The sequence below is a fragment of the Aeromonas rivipollensis genome (assembly GCF_037811135.1).
In the GTDB taxonomy this organism is placed as follows: domain Bacteria; phylum Pseudomonadota; class Gammaproteobacteria; order Enterobacterales; family Aeromonadaceae; genus Aeromonas; species Aeromonas rivipollensis.
The window spans coordinates 2,901,726-2,921,828 of sequence record NZ_CP149130.1; the positions used below are offsets into that span (position 1 = coordinate 2,901,726).

13 protein-coding genes are annotated in these 20,103 nt (G+C 62.4%); 6 read left to right on the forward strand and 7 right to left on the reverse strand.

The genetic code is table 11. The features are described from left to right. Positions 1-7 precede the first annotated feature (7 nt). The 4 genes from WIR04_RS13040 to WIR04_RS13055 all read right to left on the reverse strand — a co-directional run bounded on the left by WIR04_RS13040 (position 8) and on the right by WIR04_RS13055 (position 4,428). On the reverse strand, positions 8-457 hold the full coding sequence (locus WIR04_RS13040; RefSeq protein ID WP_338887466.1) for a flagellar protein FlaG: 450 nt from the start codon (positions 455-457) through the stop codon (positions 8-10). 36 nt (positions 458-493) lie between these two features. After that, complete coding sequence (locus WIR04_RS13045) at positions 494-1,405, reverse strand: flagellin (protein ID WP_025326514.1); 912 nt, start codon at positions 1,403-1,405, stop codon at positions 494-496. Positions 1,406-2,019: 614 nt separating this feature from the next. Continuing rightward, the gene (locus WIR04_RS13050) at positions 2,020-2,919 is read right to left on the reverse strand and encodes a flagellin (protein WP_025326513.1); all 900 of its coding nucleotides are present in this window, start codon (positions 2,917-2,919) and stop codon (positions 2,020-2,022) included. A 609-nt stretch (positions 2,920-3,528) separates the two neighbouring features. Continuing rightward, positions 3,529-4,428, reverse strand: coding sequence for a flagellin (locus tag WIR04_RS13055; protein ID WP_025326512.1), 900 nt, complete (start codon positions 4,426-4,428; stop codon positions 3,529-3,531). A 388-nt stretch (positions 4,429-4,816) separates the two neighbouring features. Here WIR04_RS13055 and WIR04_RS13060 point away from each other — a divergent pair, with 388 nt between their 5' ends. Continuing rightward, on the forward strand, positions 4,817-5,449 hold the full coding sequence (locus tag WIR04_RS13060) for a trimeric intracellular cation channel family protein (RefSeq protein ID WP_025326511.1): 633 nt from the start codon (positions 4,817-4,819) through the stop codon (positions 5,447-5,449). A 101-nt stretch (positions 5,450-5,550) separates the two neighbouring features. After that, the gene (locus WIR04_RS13065; RefSeq protein ID WP_338887469.1) at positions 5,551-5,943 is read left to right on the forward strand and encodes a hypothetical protein; all 393 of its coding nucleotides are present in this window, start codon (positions 5,551-5,553) and stop codon (positions 5,941-5,943) included. Between the two features lie 74 nt (positions 5,944-6,017). Here WIR04_RS13065 and thiI read toward each other — a convergent pair whose 3' ends face one another. After that, positions 6,018-7,466, reverse strand: a complete 1,449-nt coding sequence (gene thiI, locus WIR04_RS13070; RefSeq protein ID WP_338887471.1) for a tRNA uracil 4-sulfurtransferase ThiI — start codon at positions 7,464-7,466, stop codon at positions 6,018-6,020. Positions 7,467-7,641: 175 nt separating this feature from the next. Between thiI and WIR04_RS13075 the strand changes: the two genes are divergently transcribed. Continuing rightward, complete coding sequence (locus WIR04_RS13075) at positions 7,642-8,601, forward strand: hypothetical protein (RefSeq protein ID WP_338887473.1); 960 nt, start codon at positions 7,642-7,644, stop codon at positions 8,599-8,601. A gap of 65 nt (positions 8,602-8,666) precedes the next feature. Here WIR04_RS13075 and pbpC read toward each other — a convergent pair whose 3' ends face one another. Beyond that, entirely contained in the window at positions 8,667-10,913 is a 2,247-nt protein-coding gene (gene pbpC / locus WIR04_RS13080) for a penicillin-binding protein 1C (RefSeq protein ID WP_338892567.1), read from the reverse strand. A gap of 127 nt (positions 10,914-11,040) precedes the next feature. Next, positions 11,041-15,894 (reverse strand): alpha-2-macroglobulin, encoded by a 4,854-nt coding sequence (locus WIR04_RS13085; protein WP_338887475.1) that lies wholly within the window; start codon positions 15,892-15,894, stop codon positions 11,041-11,043. 561 nt (positions 15,895-16,455) lie between these two features. Here WIR04_RS13085 and WIR04_RS13090 point away from each other — a divergent pair. The 3 genes from WIR04_RS13090 to WIR04_RS13100 are packed head-to-tail and all read left to right on the forward strand — an operon-like array spanning position 16,456 to position 20,102. Beyond that, on the forward strand, positions 16,456-17,493 hold the full coding sequence (locus tag WIR04_RS13090; RefSeq protein WP_226989675.1) for an AI-2E family transporter: 1,038 nt from the start codon (positions 16,456-16,458) through the stop codon (positions 17,491-17,493). 4 nt (positions 17,494-17,497) lie between these two features. Continuing rightward, entirely contained in the window at positions 17,498-19,015 is a 1,518-nt protein-coding gene (locus WIR04_RS13095; RefSeq protein ID WP_338887477.1) for a TolC family protein, read from the forward strand. After that, positions 19,008-20,102: an HlyD family secretion protein gene (locus tag WIR04_RS13100; protein WP_025326503.1), complete on the forward strand. Its 1,095-nt coding sequence runs from the start codon at positions 19,008-19,010 to the stop codon at positions 20,100-20,102. Before WIR04_RS13095 ends, WIR04_RS13100 begins: the two co-directional genes overlap by 8 nt. The last annotated feature ends 1 nt before the right edge of the window (position 20,103 follow it).

Here is a 20,103-nt window from a genome sequence, read left to right on the forward strand (position 1 = left end):
AATTGGGTCACACCTGACCATCGAACAGCAGCCCGGAGAGACCGGAGCTATTGCCATTCGTCTGATCCATGGATTGCAACCTTTTGCTTATCAAGAGCATTTCCTCGCTCGGGATCTGACGGATAACCTGCTTGGTCTCCGCATCTATCACCTTGATCACCGGCTGGTCAAATTCGGGGACCAGACTGAAATTGATGGTCCATCCCTTCAACTTGCTCAAATTGTCCAATCTTTCTTGCAATTCTTGGGCCTGTTTTTCCATGTAGGCCTTGTCCATACGCGGCTCTGACACCTTGGCCTGTGCCTGTGGCGTCTTGGCTGTCGGCTCGACACTTGTCTGTTCGGCCAGTTCCTCTCCGCTGGATGTGGATGGAGAAACAGCCATGGCGGCCTGGGGGCCGCCATGTTGAGTCAGCGTCGAAGTAACAGAAGGCATGGCTATCGATTCATTGGCCATCTGCTGCTCCTTATGTCAATTGACGGTTGAACCGACTTAACCCAGCAGCGACAGAGCCGACTGCGGACGCTGGTTGGCCTGGGCCAGTATGCTGGACGCGGCCTGCTGCAGAATGTTCTGCTTGGTCATGTTGGCGGTTTCGGTCGCAAAGTCCGCATCACGGATACGGGAGCGCGCGGCGCTGACGTTCTCGGAGATATTGGCCTGGTTGCGAATGGTCGAATCCAGACGGTTTTGCACCGCACCCAGTTCGGCACGCTTGCTATCCACCACACCCAACATTGCATCTGCCGCGGCCAATACTTCTTGAGCCTTACTCTGAGTGCTAATACTGATCCCACCCGCAGCGCCGCTACCGAAAATGTTTGTTATAGCGACCGTGGTCACTGCACTGGCAGCATTCAATACGGAAATGGTTGTTCCCGCCGCCGCCGCAATACCAGAGATACTGAAACCGGCAGACTGATTCAAACTGAAACCGATAGTCTGGTTGGCGTCAGCCCCCACTTGGAAAGAACCGGTGTAAGTACCGTCTAAAAGCTTGGTACCAGCGAAGGTGGTATCGGTAGAGATACGGTTGATTTCAGACCCCAGCTGATCCACTTCCTTCTGCAGGGCTTCGCGATCCTTGTCTGAGTTGGAACCGTTGGCAGATTGCTGGGCCAGGGTACGCATACGCTGCAGCATGCCGGTCACTTCATCCATCGCCCCTTCCGCGGTCTGCGCCAGGGAGATGCCGTCGTTGGCGTTGCGGTTGCCCTGATCCAGGCCATTGACCTGGGAGGTCAGACGGTTGGAGATCTGAAGGCCCGCCGCATCGTCCTTGGCACTGTTGATACGCAGACCGGATGCCAGGCGGGTGTATGAGGTATCCAACGACTTGGTGGTGTTCATCAAGTTACGCTGGGCGTTCAATGATGAAGTGTTGGTATTGATAAACATGGCCATAAAAGATTTCTCCTGATGAACAAGAAACTGCGGGCTCTGTTTGCATCTATGCAGCCAGGATCCCACCGTTCAGATGGACAGATTGAACGGTCTGTACCATCTGGCGGGTCCCTTGTTTGAACGGACACAGGACCCGCAGTTGCGCAAATGCTGGATTTCCGAACACCCCACAATTTGCTTCATCCTTTGTAGCGGCAGCCCCATCGGAAGCTTTAGGACATTTATTGCCGCTCTCATCAACAAAGAGGCAAATGCCTTCCGCTCAGAGGCTGATGGCTGTTAATCAGGCTATGGGTCGCTCCCGTCCAGAGCAGGCGGCTCCTGTTCATACTGAACTCAGTCAAGAAAGTTCAACTGGCATAGTTTATGCTGGATAATTCTCGTCGCCACTTTTCTGGCGCCAATAAAAAGGCCGACAAAAGTCGGCCATTGAAGAGTTTATGCTCAGGAGAACCGCTTCGAGAGTGGCAGAGTGAACGACTGCACAACACTCGAGGAGATGCACCAACAAGATAATCTCTCTTTCGATAGGACAAGGCGTAAATCCGAACACCCCATTGTTCCATCTTTTCTTACCAGGGCGGCCTGAACAACCGCCCTGTTCTTTTTGCTGATTAGCCCAGCAGTGACAGGGCAGACTGCGGACGCTGGTTGGCCTGGGCCAGTATGCTGGAAGCAGCCTGTTGCAGGATGTTCTGCTTGGTCATGTTGGCGGTTTCGGTGGCGAAGTCCGCATCGCGAATACGGGAGCGGGCGGCACTGACGTTTTCCGAGATATTGGACTGGTTGCGAATGGTCGAATCCAGTCGGTTCTGCACCGCACCCAGCTCGGCACGTTTGCCATCGACTATTCCCAACATGGAATCAACTGCGGCCAGGACATTTTGCGCATTAGTCTGAGTACTGATACTGATGCCACCTGCACTACCGCTCAAGAAGATGGTGCTTACGGCAAGGGTACCGCCACTCGCTGCCGTCACAGTTGTGTTCGCCGCGGCAGAAATACCGGAAATGCTAAATCCCCCCGCCTGGGAAAGGCTGAAGCTGATGGTCTGGTTGGCATCCGCCCCGACCTGGAAGCTGCCGTTGTAATTACCATCCAGCAACTTGGTACCAGCGAAGGTGGTATCGGTAGAGATACGGTTGATTTCAGACCCCAGCTGATCCACTTCCTTCTGCAGGGCTTCGCGATCCTTGGCGGAGTTGGAGCCGTTGGCAGATTGCTGTGCCAGGGTACGCATACGCTGCAGCATGCCGGTCACTTCATCCATCGCCCCTTCTGCGGTCTGCGCCAGGGAGATGCCGTCGTTGGCGTTGCGGTTGCCCTGATCCAGGCCGTTGACCTGGGAGGTCAGACGGTTGGAGATCTGCAGGCCCGCCGCATCGTCCTTGGCGCTGTTGATACGCAGACCGGATGCCAGGCGGGTGTATGAGGTATCCAACGACTTGGTGGTGTTCATCAAGTTACGCTGGGCGTTCAATGATGAAGTGTTGGTATTGATAAACATGGCCATAAAAGATTTCTCCTGATGAACAAGAAACTGCGGGCTCTGTTTGCATCTATGCAGCCAGGGTCCCACCGTTCAGATGGACAGATTGAACGGTCTGTACCATCTGGCGGGTCCCCTGTTTGAACGGACACAGGACCCGCAGTTGCGCAAATGTTGGTTTTCCGAACACCCCTCGATTTGCTTCACTCTCTGTAACGGCAGTCCCATCAGAAGCTTTAAGCAATTTATTCAACCTCCCCACGCAAAAAACTGGCAACAGCGCTGTTCCAGGCGACATGGCCGCATAGCCTGGCCCTCACGAGACACTCCGGCGCCACTCATGCATGTCTGCGCAATAGAAATTGGCATGTTTTATGCTGGAGTTTATGTGTCGCCAGTTTATCGGCGCCCATAAAAAAGGCCGACAATGTCGGCCAAAGAAGAGCTTACGCTCAGGAGAACAACCTCGAGGATGACAGAGTGAACGATCTGCGCAACACTCGAGGGGTAATACCAATAAGAGAAACTCTCTTTCGATAGGACAAGGCGTAAATCCGAACACCCCATTGTTCCATCTTGCTTACCAGGGCGGCCTGAACAACCGCCCTTTTCTTTTTCTTGCAGTCAGTCAGCTTAGCCTTGCAGCAGTGAGAGTGCAGACTGCGGGCGCTGGTTGGCCTGAGCCAGGATGCTGGAAGCCGCCTGTTGCAGGATATTCTGCTTGGTCATGTTGGCGGTTTCGGTGGCAAAGTCTGCATCACGGATACGGGAGCGCGCGGCGCTGACGTTCTCGGAGATATTGGACTGGTTGCGGATGGTTGAATCCAACCGGTTTTGCACCGCACCCAGTTCGGCACGCTTGCCATCTACTACGGTCAGCATGGAGTCAACGGCTGCCAGTACGTTCTGGGCATTGCTCTGACTGCTGATGCTGATGCCACCAGCACTACCGCCAACAAAGACTGTAGAAATACCGACCGCAGCTGCGGTACCAGCAATGGTGGTTGCCGCCGCTGCCGCAATCCCGGAGATGCTGAAACCATCGGCCTGACTCAGGCTGAAGCTGATGGTCTGGTTGGCATCCGCACCGACCTGGAAGGTGCCACCGAAGGAGCCGTCGAGCAGCTTGGTGCCGGCGAAGGTGGTCGCGCTGGAGATACGATTGATCTCGGCACCCAGTTGATCCACCTCTTTTTGCAGGGCTTCACGATCCTTGGCGGAGTTGGAGCCGTTGGCCGACTGCTGGGCCAGAGTACGCATGCGCTGCAGCATGCCGGTCACTTCGTCCATTGCGCCTTCAGCTGTCTGCGCCAGGGAGATACCGTCGTTGGCGTTGCGGTTGCCTTGATCCAGGCCGTTGACCTGGGAGGTCAGACGGTTGGAAATCTGCAGACCCGCCGCATCATCCTTGGCGCTGTTGATACGCAGGCCGGAGGCCAGACGAGTGTAGGAGGTATCCAGAGATTTGGTGCTGTTCATCATGTTACGCTGAGCGTTGAGCGATGAAACGTTGGTATTGATATACAGACTCATAATTTTTCTCCTAAGCTATTAAATTTTATCTTTAATTCACTCAGGCTTTATTTTGTTTTGTGCCTGATATGTTTAGTTAACGGCGCTGTTTGGTAAGACTTTAATTTCTTTTTTCTGCCTTCTTGGCAGTAATCGCCGCCTAACCTATATATCGGCCTCTATTTCCCAGCCTTGAGAAAAAAATCAGAATTTTTGTCACTGCATCCCAACCAACCCGCAGACTGGTGGTCAGATCCCGCAACCGCTGGGTCTGTGCTGCCAGTCACCCGCCCTCTTCAGTCCCCAGAAACCGGCTCTGGCTCCCACTTTTGCATACCGGCATTGCTCACGCGCGCCCCTTGCCCCTAAAATCGCCGCCCCATCATTTATTGGACGTGAGTTGTTCTCCATGCAGACACTGGTTGAGCAGATTGTTTACATCAGCGACATGTTTGGTACTGCGGTATTCGCGTTTTCGGGGGTATTGGTGGCAGGGCGCCTCAGAATGGACGGCTTCGGCGTCATGGTGCTGGCTGCGGTGACTGCCATCGGCGGTGGCACCATCCGTGACATGATCCTGGGCGCCACCCCGGTATTCTGGGTACGCGACCCCCTCTACATCTGGGTCGTCATCGCCACGGCACTCATCGGCATGTGGATGGTCAAGTTGCCCCGCCGCATGCCCTGGTATGTGCTGCCGGTGGCCGATGCCTTCGGGCTGGCGCTCTTCACCGTGATTGGCGCACAGAAGGCGCTCAACTTCGGCACCTCGGGGCTGATTGCGGTGCTCATGGGCACCATGACGGGGGTGGCTGGCGGCATGATCCGGGACGTGCTGGCCCGGGAAGTGCCCATGGTGCTGCAAAAGGAGATCTATGCCACCGCCTGCATCCTGGGGGGCATCCTCTATACCCTGGCGCTGGAGGTCAACATGGACAGGGTCACCGCCATGCTCATCTGCATGACGGCCGTTTTTGGCCTGCGGGTTGCCGCCATCTACTGGCACCTCTCCCTGCCGACCTTCTCGTTGCAGCGCAACTGAACCGGGTCTGGGTGGGCGAGATCCCACCCTTGCAGGGGCAAGATTGAACCAAGCCCGCTTTTCTGTTGTCATAGAGTGGTCGTTTCAAGCCGGATTACCTCATGCAAAAACTTGGGCTCATTACCACGCTGATTCTGATGATGGTGGCAGCGGCTCATGCGGGGGCACAGGCCCTGTTCGGGCGCCTGGCATCCACCCCGGTGCAGCAGTTCAACCAGCAGATCCGTCAGGCGAGCAGCAGTCAGCAGGGTTGGGTCAACGACTATCGCGAAGTGGCTCGCCGCTTCGTGGGTCATGAAGACGTGCCCACCCGCATCCATGCCCAGCAGCTGGACAACGATCTGGTGCTCTCGGTGGCCCTCGATGGCCAGAAGAGCGACATGCTCTACATCCTGACCCTGTTTCGCAGCGACAACCTGTGGCAGATGCGTCAGGCAGAGATGGGCTGGCGCTGCCAGGGTCAGGAGACCTTTACCCCCGTCCCCTGCCCCTGATCATCACCGAAGATGTGAAATAAAAAAATCCGGCACCTTGGCCGGATTTTTTTATGGGCGCATGCACACCGCTATCAGGGGCGGTACACCTTGACGTTGTCAAAGCCCTGCTCCTTCAGATAGAGCGCCTGCAGCTTGCTCATCACGCCACGATCGCAATAGAGCAGGTAGGTCTGCTCCTTGGGCAGATCGCCAAAGGCGGTCGCCAGCTTGAAGAAGGGGATGTGCAGGACGTCGCACCCTTCCACCACCAGCGGCTTCTCGTCGCGCTCATCACTGGAGCGGATGTCCAGGATGACTTCGTTGGCGGCCAGCACCTGGGTGGTCTCCACCTCCTGCACCTGGGCGGCGGTCTCTTCGCCGATGCGACGAATGTCGAGGTAGCGGGCTTCGCTCACGACCTTGTCCAGGATGGCGAAGTCGAAGTTGGCCTCTTCCGCCTCGATGCGGGAGAGCTCGGCCTTCACGGTCGGCTTCTTGGAGATGACGCCGCAATACTCCGGCATGGTCTCGGCAAACTCCAGGGTGCCTATGCGGCGGGCTTCGCTGATGATGTCCGGCTTGTCCCAGGTGATGAGCGGACGCAGGATCACCTTGTCAGTCACCCGATCGATGACGTTCAGGTTGGTCAGGGTCTGGCTGGAGACCTGGCCCACGCACTCGCCGGTCACCAGGGCCGGGATCTGGAAGGTTTCCGCTACCTGGCCAGCGGCACGCATCATCATCCGCTTGAGCACCACCCCCATCTGACCATTGTCGATCTTCTCGAGGATCTCGGCCACCACGGGCTCAAAGTCGATGGCGGTGAAACGCACCTTGTGGGAGGCCCCGAACTTGTTCCACAGGTAATAGGCGACCTGCTTGACCCCGATCTCGTGGGCGGCGCCCCCCAGATTGAAGAAGCAGTAGTGCACGCGGCAGCCGCGCTTGATGAACTGGTAGGAGGCCACACCGGAGTCGAAGCCGCCGGAGAGCAGGCTCAGCACGTCTTCCTGGGTCGCCATGGGGAAGCCACCCATGCCGTGGTGGACGGCACTGATGATGTAGAGCTCGTCGTTTTCCACTTCCAGATTGACCTGGATATCCGGCTTCTTGAGGCGCACACCGGCGGTTTCACAGTGCTGGTTGAGGCCACCGCCCACATAGCGCTCCAGCTCCAGGGAGCTGAAGTCGTGCTTGCCGACGCGACGGGCGCGCACGCAGAAGGTCTTGCCTTTCAGGCGATCGCCCCAGACGGCGCGGGTCTGCTCGAAGATGTCGTGCAGATCGGTAAAGTTGCTCAGTTTCACTTCGAGGAAATACTGGATGCCCGGGATACAGGCCAGGGTCTCGAGATACCGGGCATGGAACTGATCGTTGCGGGAGCTCACTACCAGCTTGTCCCAGTCCATCCGCACGCGGGCGTCTTCGTCAAAGCGGCGCAACACGTTACGGATGTTGCCCTGCAGCATCTTGGTGAAACGCTGACGCACTGACTTGCTCTTGATGGTGATTTCGGGGAACAGCTTGATAATGAACTTCATGGTGTTGACTCGGGTGGCCTTGATTTAAGGGCGCGAATTATATCAGAAGTTTGGCGCCAGCGCCTACTGGCCAGGTGACGGCAGATTTTCCCACACAATATTTGCCGCAAGACGGCAATCTTGCGTATATTCCCGAGCCTGCGCCTTGGCCACCGGCTTGAACACTGACGATCCGATGAAGACCTATATCTACTACCCCGGCATGGAAGTACGGGATGAACTCTGGCTCAAGTTTGCTCTTGTCTATCTGGAGCGGCTCGCCTTCGTCTTCACCGTCAGCGAGAAGAGCGGCCTCACCGCCCTGCTCGATACCCTGCGCCAGCAGAGCGATCTGCTTGCCGAGCGGCCAGCACCGGCCTTCTTTGCCGGCATCACCCCCCAAATCGAAAATCAGATTACCGGCCTTATCGCCCCCGACTTCGTCCGCCACAAGGTGTTTGGCAACAAGGAGCTGATCGCACGCTGGCGTTCGATCACCAACCACGACTGCTTCTGCCCCGCCCAGCCGGGTCTGGAGCGGCTGCACGGTTTTTGCCTGAGCCACGGCTTTGCAACCCAGGACGAGGGGGGGATCAGAATGGCGCGGCGCTTCGCCAACCTGCTCTCCATGCGCCTCGCCCGTGAGTGGGCGCTCGCCAATGAGGGGGCCCTCATCACGGATCACGACTATCTGGACAGGCTGCTTCACCTGCTGGAATCCCGCTACCACAACCGGGGCGGCCAGGATTGCTTCCACCTCGAGATCCCGCTGCAAGTGCCCACTCACCTCGCCGAGATCTCCTTCGATGAGCTGATTGCCCTGCGCAAGCGCAGCGGTTTTCGCCAGCAGCTGACGGCCTTCCACCAGGCTCTGGATGCCCTGCTCGCCATGCTGGGCAGCGGCTACGCCGACCCTGCCGTACTGGCCCGCTTCGAGCAAGCACAGCAGGGGCTCAACCAGCTGCTGGGCCCGGAGACCCGCAGCCTGCCACTCACCACCCTTGTCAGTAGCTCATTGCCCGCCATGGCGATGATCCACAGGCTCAAGGAGAGTCATCCGGACAGCCACCTGGTCTTCCATCCCATCAAGAAGAGCCACTTTCACCAGCGCAAGAGTCAGCACTTCTTCACCCGGCTGGGTCAGGTCAAACCCTGATCCAGCACAGGGGCTGCCGCCAAGATATTGTCGCCCCGAACGGGTGCTCCCCTGACCCGCCTCTCTCAGGAGGGGTTCTCCAGCCGAAACTCGATGCGATCACTGTTGCCCGCCTCGTCCACCACCACCAGCTGGTAGCGCCCCGCCTTGCTCAGCACCTGATCCCCGTCCCAGCGCAGCCGCTGGCCGTTGAGAAACCAGTGCGGCTTGCCCACGCCCCCCAGCACCCTGGGTTGCAAGCGGTAGCGCTGACTGCGGATGAGGTTGCCCTCCCCCAGGGCCAGGATGCGAATGGGAGCCTGCAAGTCGGCGCTTCGCCCCTCCCCCGCACAGTGGCTGGCGAGCAGCGCCTGACGGCGTTCGCCGGGCCCCCGCCAAGGCTCCAGGGAGAGCGGCCAGAGCGCCCGAAGGACGGACTGGGCCGCATCCGGGCAGCGCGCCAGGGTCGGCTTGCCCTCAGAGGTCAATGCCACTTGCCGCAGGGGTGAGGGCCAGTCCATGGGATCAGGCAGGGTCGGCGGATCCCGCTCATCCAGCAGCCAGGCACTCTGGCGCTGCAGACAGGTCTCGGGCAGGGTCGCGCTTGCCTTGCGCCCCAGCGGCCAGCAGATCTCGGCCTCGCTCACCGTGTTGGGTTGCGCCGGCAAGGGGCTGTTGTCCGAGAGCCGCGAGTAGACCGAGAGCAGCAGCGGCACAGCCGCGCTCTGGCCATAAAAGCCCGGCAAGGGGGTACCGTCGGGGCGTCCCAGCCAGACGCCGATGGTCCAGCGGCCGGAGACCCCCATGGCCCAGCTGTCCCGATAGCCGTAGCTGGTGCCGGTCTTCCAGGCGAGCCGGTTGACCCGGCCAGTCGCCTCGCTGGCGAAGGGCTGATCCGCCCGCCCCTGGGCACTCAATATCTGCCAGATGATCCAGGCGGCCCCCGGGCTCAGCAAGGGGCGGGGCACCGCCTGCTGCCCCGCCAGCCAGACCGGCATCGCCACCTGTCCCTGCCGGGTGAGGGCACTGTAGAGCGCCACCAGCTGCTCGAGCCGAATGCCCGCCGCCCCCAGCGCAATGGCCGGGTTGGGCTTGTCCGAGAGCGCCAGCCGCACCCCGGCGTTGTCGAGGCGGCTGACCAGCTTGTCGGCCCCAAGCGCCTCCAGCACCTGCACCGCCGGCACGTTGAGGGATTGCTGCAGCGCCTGGGTGAGGGTCACAGGCCCCTGAAAGGCGCCGGTAAAATTGGCGGGTCTATAATCCGAACCCAGTCTTGGGGCATCGGAGAGCAGGGAGGCCGAGTGCACCAGCCCCTCGTCCAGGGCCAGGCCATAGATGAAAGGCTTGAGGGTGGAGCCGGGGGAGCGGATCGCCTGCACCATGTCGAGGTAGCCGTGGCGGCGCAAGTTGCCATACTCGGCGCTGCCCACATAGGCGCGCACCGCCATGGTGCTGTTGTCCACCAGGAGCAAGGCGGCTGAGGTCTGCTCGGGGAAGCGGCGGATATAGCTCGCCACCCGGGCCTCCAGCCAGCGCTGCAGATCCCCGTCTATGGTGGTGTGCACCAGGGCCCCCGGCTGGCTGCCAGCCGCCAGCCGGGCAAACAGCGGCGCCTCCATCGGCGTGAAGTGACCGCGGGCCAGCACAGGCTCGATACGCCCCTCCTGCCACACCACCTCGGGCCAGACCCCCTGCGCCACCAGCCGCTGCATCACCTTGTCGCGGGCGGCGCGGGCTCGCTCGGGATGCCTGTCCGGCCGGTAACGGCTGGGGGCCTGGGGCAGCACCGCCAGCAGCGCCGCCTCGGCGTGGGTCAGCTTGGCCGCGCTCTTGCCCAGATAGGCGAAACTCGCCGCCTGCACCCCCTCCAGATTGCCGCCAAAAGGGGCCCGGTTGAGGTAGACGGTGAGCAGGGTGCGCTTGTCGTAATGCCACTCCAGTTGCAGCGCCCGCGCCATCTGGCGCAGCTTGCCGGGCACGCTCCTGTGGTAGGGCTCGATGAGGCGGGCCACCTGCATGGTGAGGGTCGAGCCCCCCGAGACGGCGCGCCCGTAACGCAGCCACTGCCAGACCCCGCGCACCATGGCCACCGGGTTGACCCCGGGATGGCGCCAGAAATGGCGATCCTCGTAGCCCAGCAGTGCCTCTATATAGCGGGGGGAGACCTGCTCCAGGGTCACGGGGTAGCGCCACACGCCGCTGGTATCGGCAAAGGCGCGCAGCGGCCTCCCCTTGATGTCGAGCACTACCCGCGCGTAGGCGGGATCCAGCGGCGGCGGCGGGAAAATGCGATCCAGCACCAGCAGCAACAGGATAAGGGAGATTGCCCCCATCCCCGAGCAGCGCAGCCAGGGTGGCAAACGGCCAAGCCAGGCACGGCAAACGCGGCCACTGCGGCAAAGCCTCAGCAAACCGCGCTGCCAGAAGGTGAGCGGGCGAAGCCGCTCGAGGGAGAAAAGATTACTCAGAGATGCTCACCTCGTGAATATCCTCCCCCAGGGCACGCAGTTCAGGCCGATACATATCCTCCACCTGGGTCGGCGGCACCTGATAACGGCCCGGCGTCACCGCTCGCATCAGATAGACCAGCTGCTGATTGCCCCCCGCACTCAGATCCAGTGCCGCCGTGTAGCGATCGTCACGAAACTCCTGATGCTTGAGGTAGTCGTTCCACTCGCTTTGCCACGCCGGTTTCCCCTCAATCGAAAGCTCTTCCAGCTTGATGCTGTTGCCAAGGGCCGGATTCTCCAGCTCGAAACCGGCCGGCACCATCTCCACCAGCAGGGCATCGGGCACCGCCTGCTCGCTGCTCACATTGAGCCGCACCACCACCAGATCGCCGACCCGTACCTTGGCAGGATCAAGCTGCTTACCGTCGCCGTTGAACCAGCTGCGGGTAACACTCATCCCCTGGCTGACGCGCACGGGCGCCTGCTCGGGGTAGCCGATCAGTGTTCGCTGCACATAGAGCGAGCCCTTGCCCTCATTGGTAACGGCGCTGGCTGTCAACGCCTCCGGGGCGCCGAGCTGCACGCTGGCCTCGCCGGCAAAGGGGCGCTCGCCATCGGCCGATAGCAACCTGGCCTGCCAGTCGGCGGCGGGGTCAAAGCGGGCGAGTCGCAGCAGGGCGAGGCGCTCCTGGGTGCTGAGCCACTGACGGTGAGCCAGGGTATCGGCCACCTTGGCGCTCAGCGCTGACCAGCGCTCCTCGGCCAGCTTGTGCTGACGAAGCAGGGATAGCTCGAGGGCCTGGTCGCGCAGGGGAGAGCCGTAATCCCCCAGATAGTCCTCACCGCGCTCGGTCGCTAGCGCCCGGACAAGGGCCTTGGCGGCGTTCTGCTCATCCCCCATGGCCGAGAGCGCCAGCGAGAGGTGGAGCAGCGGCAAACCGGAGCGGGCGTGATCCGCCTGTTGCTCCCAGATGAGGCGCAAGGTGGCGAGCGGCGCCTTGCCCACCCGCGCCAGCACATAGGCACTGTAGGCCTGATAGGCCAGGCGGCTGTGTTCGGGGGAACTGCTCCAGCGCTCCCCGTACTGGCTGTCGGTGAGATAGCTTTGCAGCCGGTTGATGGCCTGATTGAGCATGGCCTCCGGCACGGCATCACCCGCCTCCTTGCGGGCCAGCAGGTAGTCGGCTGCATAGGCGGTGAGCCACTGCTCCTCGTCGGAGCGCCCATCCCAGAGGCCGAAACCGCCGCTCGGCAGTTGCAACCGCTGCAAGCGTTGCAGCAGGGCGCGCTGCAGATCCGCCTCGCTCACCGGTTTGCTCCCCTCTGCAGGTTTGGCCCAGGCGGCACGCTCATCCGCCGTGGTCAGCAGGTAGGGCCAGGCGCGGGAGAGGGTCTGCTCCAAGCAGGCATAGGGGTAGTCGGCCAGCGCCTGCCACTGGGCGGCAGGATCCCAGGGGGGCGTACCTGAGAGGCTGAGCAGCCCCTGCAGGTTGGTGCTATCCAGTCCCGCCAGCTCGCCCGGCGCAAAGCTCATCTGCTGGCCGGGGGCCAGCATCTGGTAGCGCTGGCGAGTCTCGGCAGGCCAGGGGGAGCGCAGCGGCAGCGACCAGTCGCGGCTTACCGCAAAGCCCTTGCCGCTGGCCGCCAGTTGCAGGCGGGCCACCCCACTCGCTCCGCTGACGGTGAGCGGCAGGGTCAGCCACTGCTCCTCGCCGTTTTTGAGGGAAAGCGTCTCGGGCAGCTCGCCCCCCGCCTGCAAGCCGCCGCTCAGGGTCCATTCAAGCGAAAGATTCTGATCCTCGCCGCTCATGTTGCGCAGCTGCACCAGGGCACGGGTCTGATCCCCGCGAGCGCCAAAACGCGGCCAGCCTATCTCGGCCACCAGGGGCGCCACTACCTTGACGGCGCGCTCGGCCTGGCCCACCTGCTGCTCGTTCCAGGCCAGCGCCATCAGCGCCAGCTCGCCGTTGAAGTTGGGCAGATCCAGCGGGATCAGCACCTTGCCCTGCTCATCGAAACTCACCTCGCCACTCCAGAGCGCAGCGACCTCGACCCGGCTCTCCAGTGCGCCCCCCTTCTTCAGGGCCGGGGCATCGCCGCCGTAGTTGAGGCGAGCCAGCTTGCCGTCCTGGGGCGGGATCACCTGACCGTAGTTGTCGAACAAGTCTTGTGCGAAGCGCTTGCGACCGAAAAAGATTTCGAAGGGGTCGAGGGGCTTGTAGTCGCTGATATTGAGCACGCCCCTGTCCACCGCCGCCAGCACCACCCGCCCCTGACTGTTGGGGGTGGAGATGGCGGTCACTTCGAGCCGGGTGAGCGGCACGGCCTTATCCGGTGCGCTCAGGGTGAGCGGCAGGCGGCGAGCCTCTCTGTCCAGCGTCAGCGGCACCAGGCCGACCGAGCGCAGGCTTTGAATGCCCTTGCTGCTCGCCGGTCTCGACTCGCTGTCAGGGACGGCGATCTGGGCCGAGATATGGAGATCATGACGTTGCCACTCGGGGCTGATGGGGATCTCGAACTCGCCACGCCCTTCCCCTTGCCCGGCACCTTCGGCGTTCAGTTCGATGCGCTGCCACCAGCGCAGGCCGTCGCCATCTTCCACCAGCAGCAACCCCTTGCCCGGACGCGGCGCCACCAGGGTCACCTTGGCCTTGTCGCCAGCCTGATAGGCGCGCTTGTCGAGGGTGATGGCAATCTTGTCGGGCCGCGCCTGCTCGCCACCGCCGCCCCAGGCGTAGCTGCCGATCTCCAGCCGCAGACTGGATTGATGGCCCTGGCTGTTCTCCACCTCGAGGCGATACCAGCCGGCCGCAAGGGGCAGGCTGAGGGCAGTCGGCCCCTTGCCGTCCAGTTGCAGGGTCTGCTCCTGCTCCAGATAGGGCTGACTGTTGAACTCGTACTTCCACCCCTCGCCGTCGGCGTAGTGCCAGTAGTAGTCGCGGTACTCGTTGACCAGGCGCACCTTGACCTCGCCCGCCACCGGCTGGCCCTTGTCGTCGAGGTTGAGGATCTGGAAGGGCAGCGGTTTGCCCCCCTCTGCCCGCTCCGCCATGAAATCGGCCCTGAGGGCGGGCCACTGGCTGCCGGCGGGCCAGCCGTACTGGGTGCGGCTGCGATTGACGGCGCGGCCACCGGGCTCGGAGAGAGAGACACGGTAGGCCACCTCCAGCGGCCCGAGGGCACGCACGCCATCCAGCTCATCCACCAGGGAGAAGCTCCCCTGCCCCTGCTCATTGAGAGTGAGACTACGGGGCTCGAGATCCTTGGCCTGCTCGGCGAGCAGCACGTCCCCTAAGGTAAACTCCTGCCACTGGGTGAAGGGCATGGTGGCGCGACTTATCTTCACCTCCGCCTTCGCCTTGGTACTGCTCGCCGGGGCACCATAGAGGTAGTCCCCCTGCAGCGGCAGGGTGAGGGCCGCTTCAGGGCTCTGCAATTCCCCATCCGGCCCCTTGCCGAGCTGCAGTTTCAGCCGCTCGGGCAGGAACTCCTCCACCAGGAAGGGCCACTCGAAGCGGCTGCCTGCCGATGTCTTGAGGGTGATGGTCCAGCGTCCCAGGGGCGCATCCTGCGGCAGGCGCAGGCCGTAGTGGGCGGCGCCCAGAGGGTCAGGCAGCAGCCGTTTCTGCTCCAGCAACTGACCGTCCGGCTGTTTCACCTCCAGCTCCACCGCCATGCCGGGCAACAGTTGGCCATCCTGCCCCTTGAGCAGGATCTCGCTGTCGAGGCGCTCGCCGGGGCGGTAGAGATCCCGCCCACTGAACAGATAAAGCTGCTGTGCCTGCCAGGGCTGGGTGCCCAGATCGAAGGTGGAGAGATCAAGCGCCGCGCCATCGAGGCGCAGCACCGCCAGGTGCTTGCCCTGCTCGGCCAGCAGCAGCCGGGCCCCCTGCACCTGCTCGAAACGCCGGTGACCGCGCGGATCTGTCTGCTGCACCTGCAGCCGGTTGCCCTTCTCGTCGAGCAGGGAGAGTTGCACCTCCTTGAGGGGGTCGGCGGTTGCCAGGGAACTGACAAACACCTCCAGTCGATCCCGGTAGCGGCGGGCACTGAGCCCCATGTCGCTCACCGCGAAATAGGTGGTCTCCTTGCGCCAGTCGTAGTTGCCAAGCGGGGACATCACCGCGAAATAGACCCCGGCCTCGGCCAGTTGCGGCTCCTTCACATTGATGAGGCGGGTCTCGCGCCGGTTGGCATCGAGCGCCAGGGCATAACGACCGCTGAACACCCGCTTGGCACGCTGGGTGACCTGTTCCAGATCCCAGTTGCCCATGCCGGCGCCGGGGCGATACTCGGCCAGGAAGCGCGGCAGATAGTCGGCATCGATCCGGAAGAAATCGATGTTGACCTCGTCCACGTTGACCGCGCTGATGGGCAGGCGCAGCTCCTCGCGCAGGGGCAATACCATGCCGCTGGCGGTAAAGGAGGCCCCCGCCTCAAGCGGCCGGGTCTGGAGGGTCCAGTCCTGGGGGGCTGGACCCAGGCCAGCTGTGAGGGTCACCTCATAACGCTTGTTGGGCTGAACGTTCGGGAAATAGAGGGTGCGGCCATCTTCGGCGAGGATCCACTCCCCCTGCACCTGCTTGCTCCCTTCACTGACCGTCAGCCAACTCTGCCAGTTCGCCTTGGGCACCAGGGGGCCGGAGAAGACCAGTACCAGCGCCGGGGCATCCCGATATTGGCGGGCATTGGCCTGCACCACTGAGGTCGGAGCCCCGGCCTCCTGCTGCGCCTCGGTTGGAGAGGATGAGGGCGCCGGGGTGTCCGGGCCGCAGCCTTCCAGCAGCAGAGCCCCCAAGCCCGCCAATAACGAGGCCAATAAGCAAGGGACGCGAGACACAGGAGAGGGCTTGAGGAGACGCATAGGTTTGATCCCGGGTTGAGTCGCCGCCAGCGCAGCGCAGGAGCCAACAGGATAAAACGTCGCCCCCATTAACACAAAGCTCAGTGCTCTCCATTGCTCATTCACCGTGTACCGATATTGGTCGCGAAAAATAGCCATTCATAGGTAGAAAATAATATTTCTCATTCGAAACTCTTTTTTAGACGGCTATTTTTTATAGGCAAACTTTCCCCGTTTTCTGAACCCAAGCCAAACTGGGAACAACTGTTCGCTTGTGCGGCAGGTGGGGACTCTTTATTCTCTAGCCCCTCTGAAGAGGTTGCATCAATCAACCTAATATCAACCAGTTAAAAACTTTTTAAACATTGAATTCCTGTGCCATAAATTAAATGCAGGCAAGGTCAGAGTGACCCCCACACGCTGAACTCAGTGTTATTTATTACTGCACAACCCCTGCTTGCTGGCCCGACACCTGTGTTGGGCCAGCATGGTTGTGTGCTCATCCCCCGTCGGAGTCATACCAGAATGGAAAATAATGATCTGTCCATAGTCGAAAAAAGGTTGGTTGCCAGATTCCTGGATATGTTCATCAAGTTTGGCCTTATCCTGGCACTGGGCTCTTTCTGCTTCACCGTGTTCTCCCCCTTCATGAACATGATGTTGTGGGCCCTGATCCTGGCCGTCACCCTCTATCCCCTCCACCAGCGCTTTGCCGCGCGCCTGGGCGGGAAACAGGGCAAGGCCTCTACCCTGCTGGTCTTGCTGGGGGTGCTGCTCATCGTGGCCCCTACCGTCGTCATGGTCAGCTCCCTGGGTGACAGCGTCAGCTCCCTGGTCGACAAGGTGAACAACAACACCCTGGTGATCCCGGCGCCCTCCGCCGACATCGCCGAGATCCCGCTGGTGGGCGCCAAGCTCCATGCCGTCTGGCTGAAGGCCTCGGCGGATCTGCCCAGCCTCATCGTCAGCTACAAACCACAGCTCGGGGATCTGGCCAAGAAGGTCGTCGGCATCCTGGCCAGCATGGGGGGTGGCTTGCTCGGTTTCGTCCTCTCCTTCATCGTGGCCGGCATCATGATGGCCTGGGGCGCACCGGGTGCTGCGAGCGCCGATCGCATCGCCATGCGCATCACCGATGAACGCAAGGGGCTGGCGCTGACCAAACTGTGCACCAGCACCATACGTGCCGTCGCTCAAGGGGTCATCGGGGTCGCCTTCATCCAGGCGCTGCTGGCAGGCATCGTCATGATGCTGGCGGGGATCCCGGCCGTCGGCATCTTCTTCGTCCTGGCGCTGATCCTCGGCATCGCCCAGGTACCCGTGATCCTGGTGACGGCTCCCGCCATCGCCTACATGTGGAGCACGGGTGATCACGGCACTGCGGTGAACATCATCTACAGCGTCCTGCTGATCGTCGCAGGCATGGCCGACAACGTCCTCAAACCGCTGCTGCTGGGTCGCGGTGTCGATGCCCCCATGCCGGTGGTGCTGCTGGGCGCCCTTGGCGGCATGGCGGCCAGTGGCATCCTCGGCATGTTCATCGGCGCCACCCTGCTCTCCATCGGCTATCGCATCTTCATGGCCTGGGTCAACGAAGGTCTGGCTTCTGCGGATAAATAACCCCATGGCCGTCCAACGTCACACCATGCGCCCCCTGTTCACGGGGGGCGCATGCCTGTTATTGAGTGCCTGCACAGTGCTGGGCCCCGACTACCAGTCCCCCAGAGTCGAGGAGATGGCCGGCTGGCACAGCGCCAGCGAGGGTCAGCAGGCGAGCGCAACCGCTGACTATCGCCAATGGTGGAACCGGCTCAACGATCCCGTGCTGAGTGCCCTGGTCGAGGAAGCGCTGCGAAAGAATCCGGACGTGCGGATCGCCGGCTTGCGGATCCTCGAGGCCCAGGCCCAGCTCGGCATCGCCGAGAGCCTGCTCGGCCCCCAGGCCACCGTGGGCACGGGCGAGTTCCTGCAAGCCGGGCAGACCCGGGGGGGCCACAGCAGCGCCGGCAGCAGCTATGGCGCCGGGTTCAACCTAGGCTGGGAGCTCGACTTCTGGGGCAAGTTCGAACGCGGCATCGAAGCGGCGGATGCCAGCTACTTCGCCACCCTGGCCCAGTATGATGACATCCAGGTGCTGATGGCCGCCCAGGTGGCCCAGCTCTATGTGAGCATCCGCACCCTGGAGGCTCGCCTCTACATAGCCCGGGAGAATGCCCGCCTCCAGCAGCGCAGCCTGGAGATCACCGAACGGCTGTTCAAGAGCGGCAACAGCGCCGAGCTGGACGTGCAGCAGGCCAAGACCCAGTACCTCGGCACCCTGTCCGGCATTCCGCAACTCGAGACCAGCCTGCGCCAGAGCCAGAATGCCCTCTCAACCCTGATTGCCAGGCCCCCGGGCCCCCTGCCCGAGATGGCCACCAACACCGGCAAGATCCCCCAGGGCGAGCTGGCCCTGGTCACCGAGATGCCGGCCGATCTGCTGCGCCGACGTCCCGACGTGCGGGTCGCGGAGCGGCAACTGGCCGCCCAGTCGGCCCTGATAGGGGTGGCCGAGAGCGAGCTATACCCCTCCATCACCCTGCTTGGCACCCTGGGCGTCAACGCCACCAATGGGGAGAGCGGCACCTTCTCCTGGGCCCTCGGCCCCTCGCTCAGCTGGAACCTGCTCGATCAGGGACGGCTCGGCAACCAGATCCTGGTGCAGGACGCCCGCTTCCAGCAGCTGCACGAGCGCTATCGTGACAGCGTGTTCAAGGCGGCCCGCGAGGTGGATGACGCGGCCGTGGCCTACGCCAACGGCCAGGACGAGATCGCCCTGCTGACCCAGACCGGCGAGGCCGCCCGTCGCTCCCTAGAGATAGCCAACACCCAGTATCGCGAGGGGATGGCGGACTTCCAGCGGGTGCTCGACTCCCAGCGTGCCCTGTTCAACCAGCAGGAGCGCCTGGTCAACAGCCGTGGCGCCCGGATGCGCGATCTCATCACGCTCTACAAGGCACTGGGTGGCGGTTGGGAACAGGGGCGTGAACGCCCCCTGGTAACCCCGGAGGTGGAGGCCCAGCTGCGCACGCGCGCCGACTGGGCTCCCCTGCTCGACGCAACCCACTCCCCCCTGACACAGAAGGCAAGCTCCCATGACTGACAGCACTGCATCTCCCGGCCAGGCCAGCCGCCGCGCCACCCTAGGGCTGCTGGCTGCAATCCTCCTCCTGCTCATCTGGTATCTGCTGGCGGACCGGCTGACCCCATACAGCTCCCAGGCCCGGGTGCAGGCCTTCGTGGTCCCCGTCGCCGCCGAGGTGTCCGGCCAGATCAAGCGGGTCTATGTTCACGACAATCAGGACGTGGACGCAGGCTCCCCCCTGTTCGAGATCGACCCCGAGCCCTATGACATCGCCCTGGCCAAGGCCAGATCCGACTACCAGACGGTCCTGAGCGGCGTCAAGGCGAACACCGAAGGGGTCAAGGCGGCCGAGGCCTCCCTGATGGCCATGCGCGCCGCCTATGACAACGCGGCCAAGGATGCGGAGCGCCAGGAGCGGCTCTATCGGGAGGATCCGGGCGCCATCTCGGTGCGTCGCCTCGAGGTGGCCCAGGCCAGCCGCGAGACGGCCAAAAGCCAGGTGGCGGCAGCAGAGGCCGACGTGCGCCGCGCCATCGAGGCCGCAGGGGCGAGCGGTGATGACAACTCCCAGCTGCTCAGCGCCCGCTCGGCGGTCCACAAGGCCGAGCTGGATCGCAAGAACACCCTGGTCACGGCTCCAGGACGCGGGCTTATCACCGACTTGAACACCGATACTGGCCAGTTTATCGGGGCCGGCGCACCGGCCATGACACTGATCGCCATCCACGACGTCTGGGTGTCGGCGGATCTGACGGAGAACAACCTGGGCAACGTCCGGCCAGGGGACAAGGTCACCATCCTGCTCGACAGCTTGCCCGGACAGCTGTTCAAGGGGGAGATCCGCAGCGTCGGCTACGGGGTGGGCGATGGCAAGAGCCAGCCCGCAGGCGCCCTGCCCACTGTGGACAACAACCGCGACTGGCTGCGTCAGGCGCAGCGTTTCCCGGTCAAAGTCGCCTTCCGGAGTGACGACTTTCCACCGGCCGAGGCGCTGCGGGTCGGCGGCCAGGCCGATGTGCTGGTCTACACCGGCGAGAGCGGGGTGATGCACTTCCTGGGGGCGCTCTATATCCGGCTGATGAGCCTCTTCTCCTTCCTCTATTGAG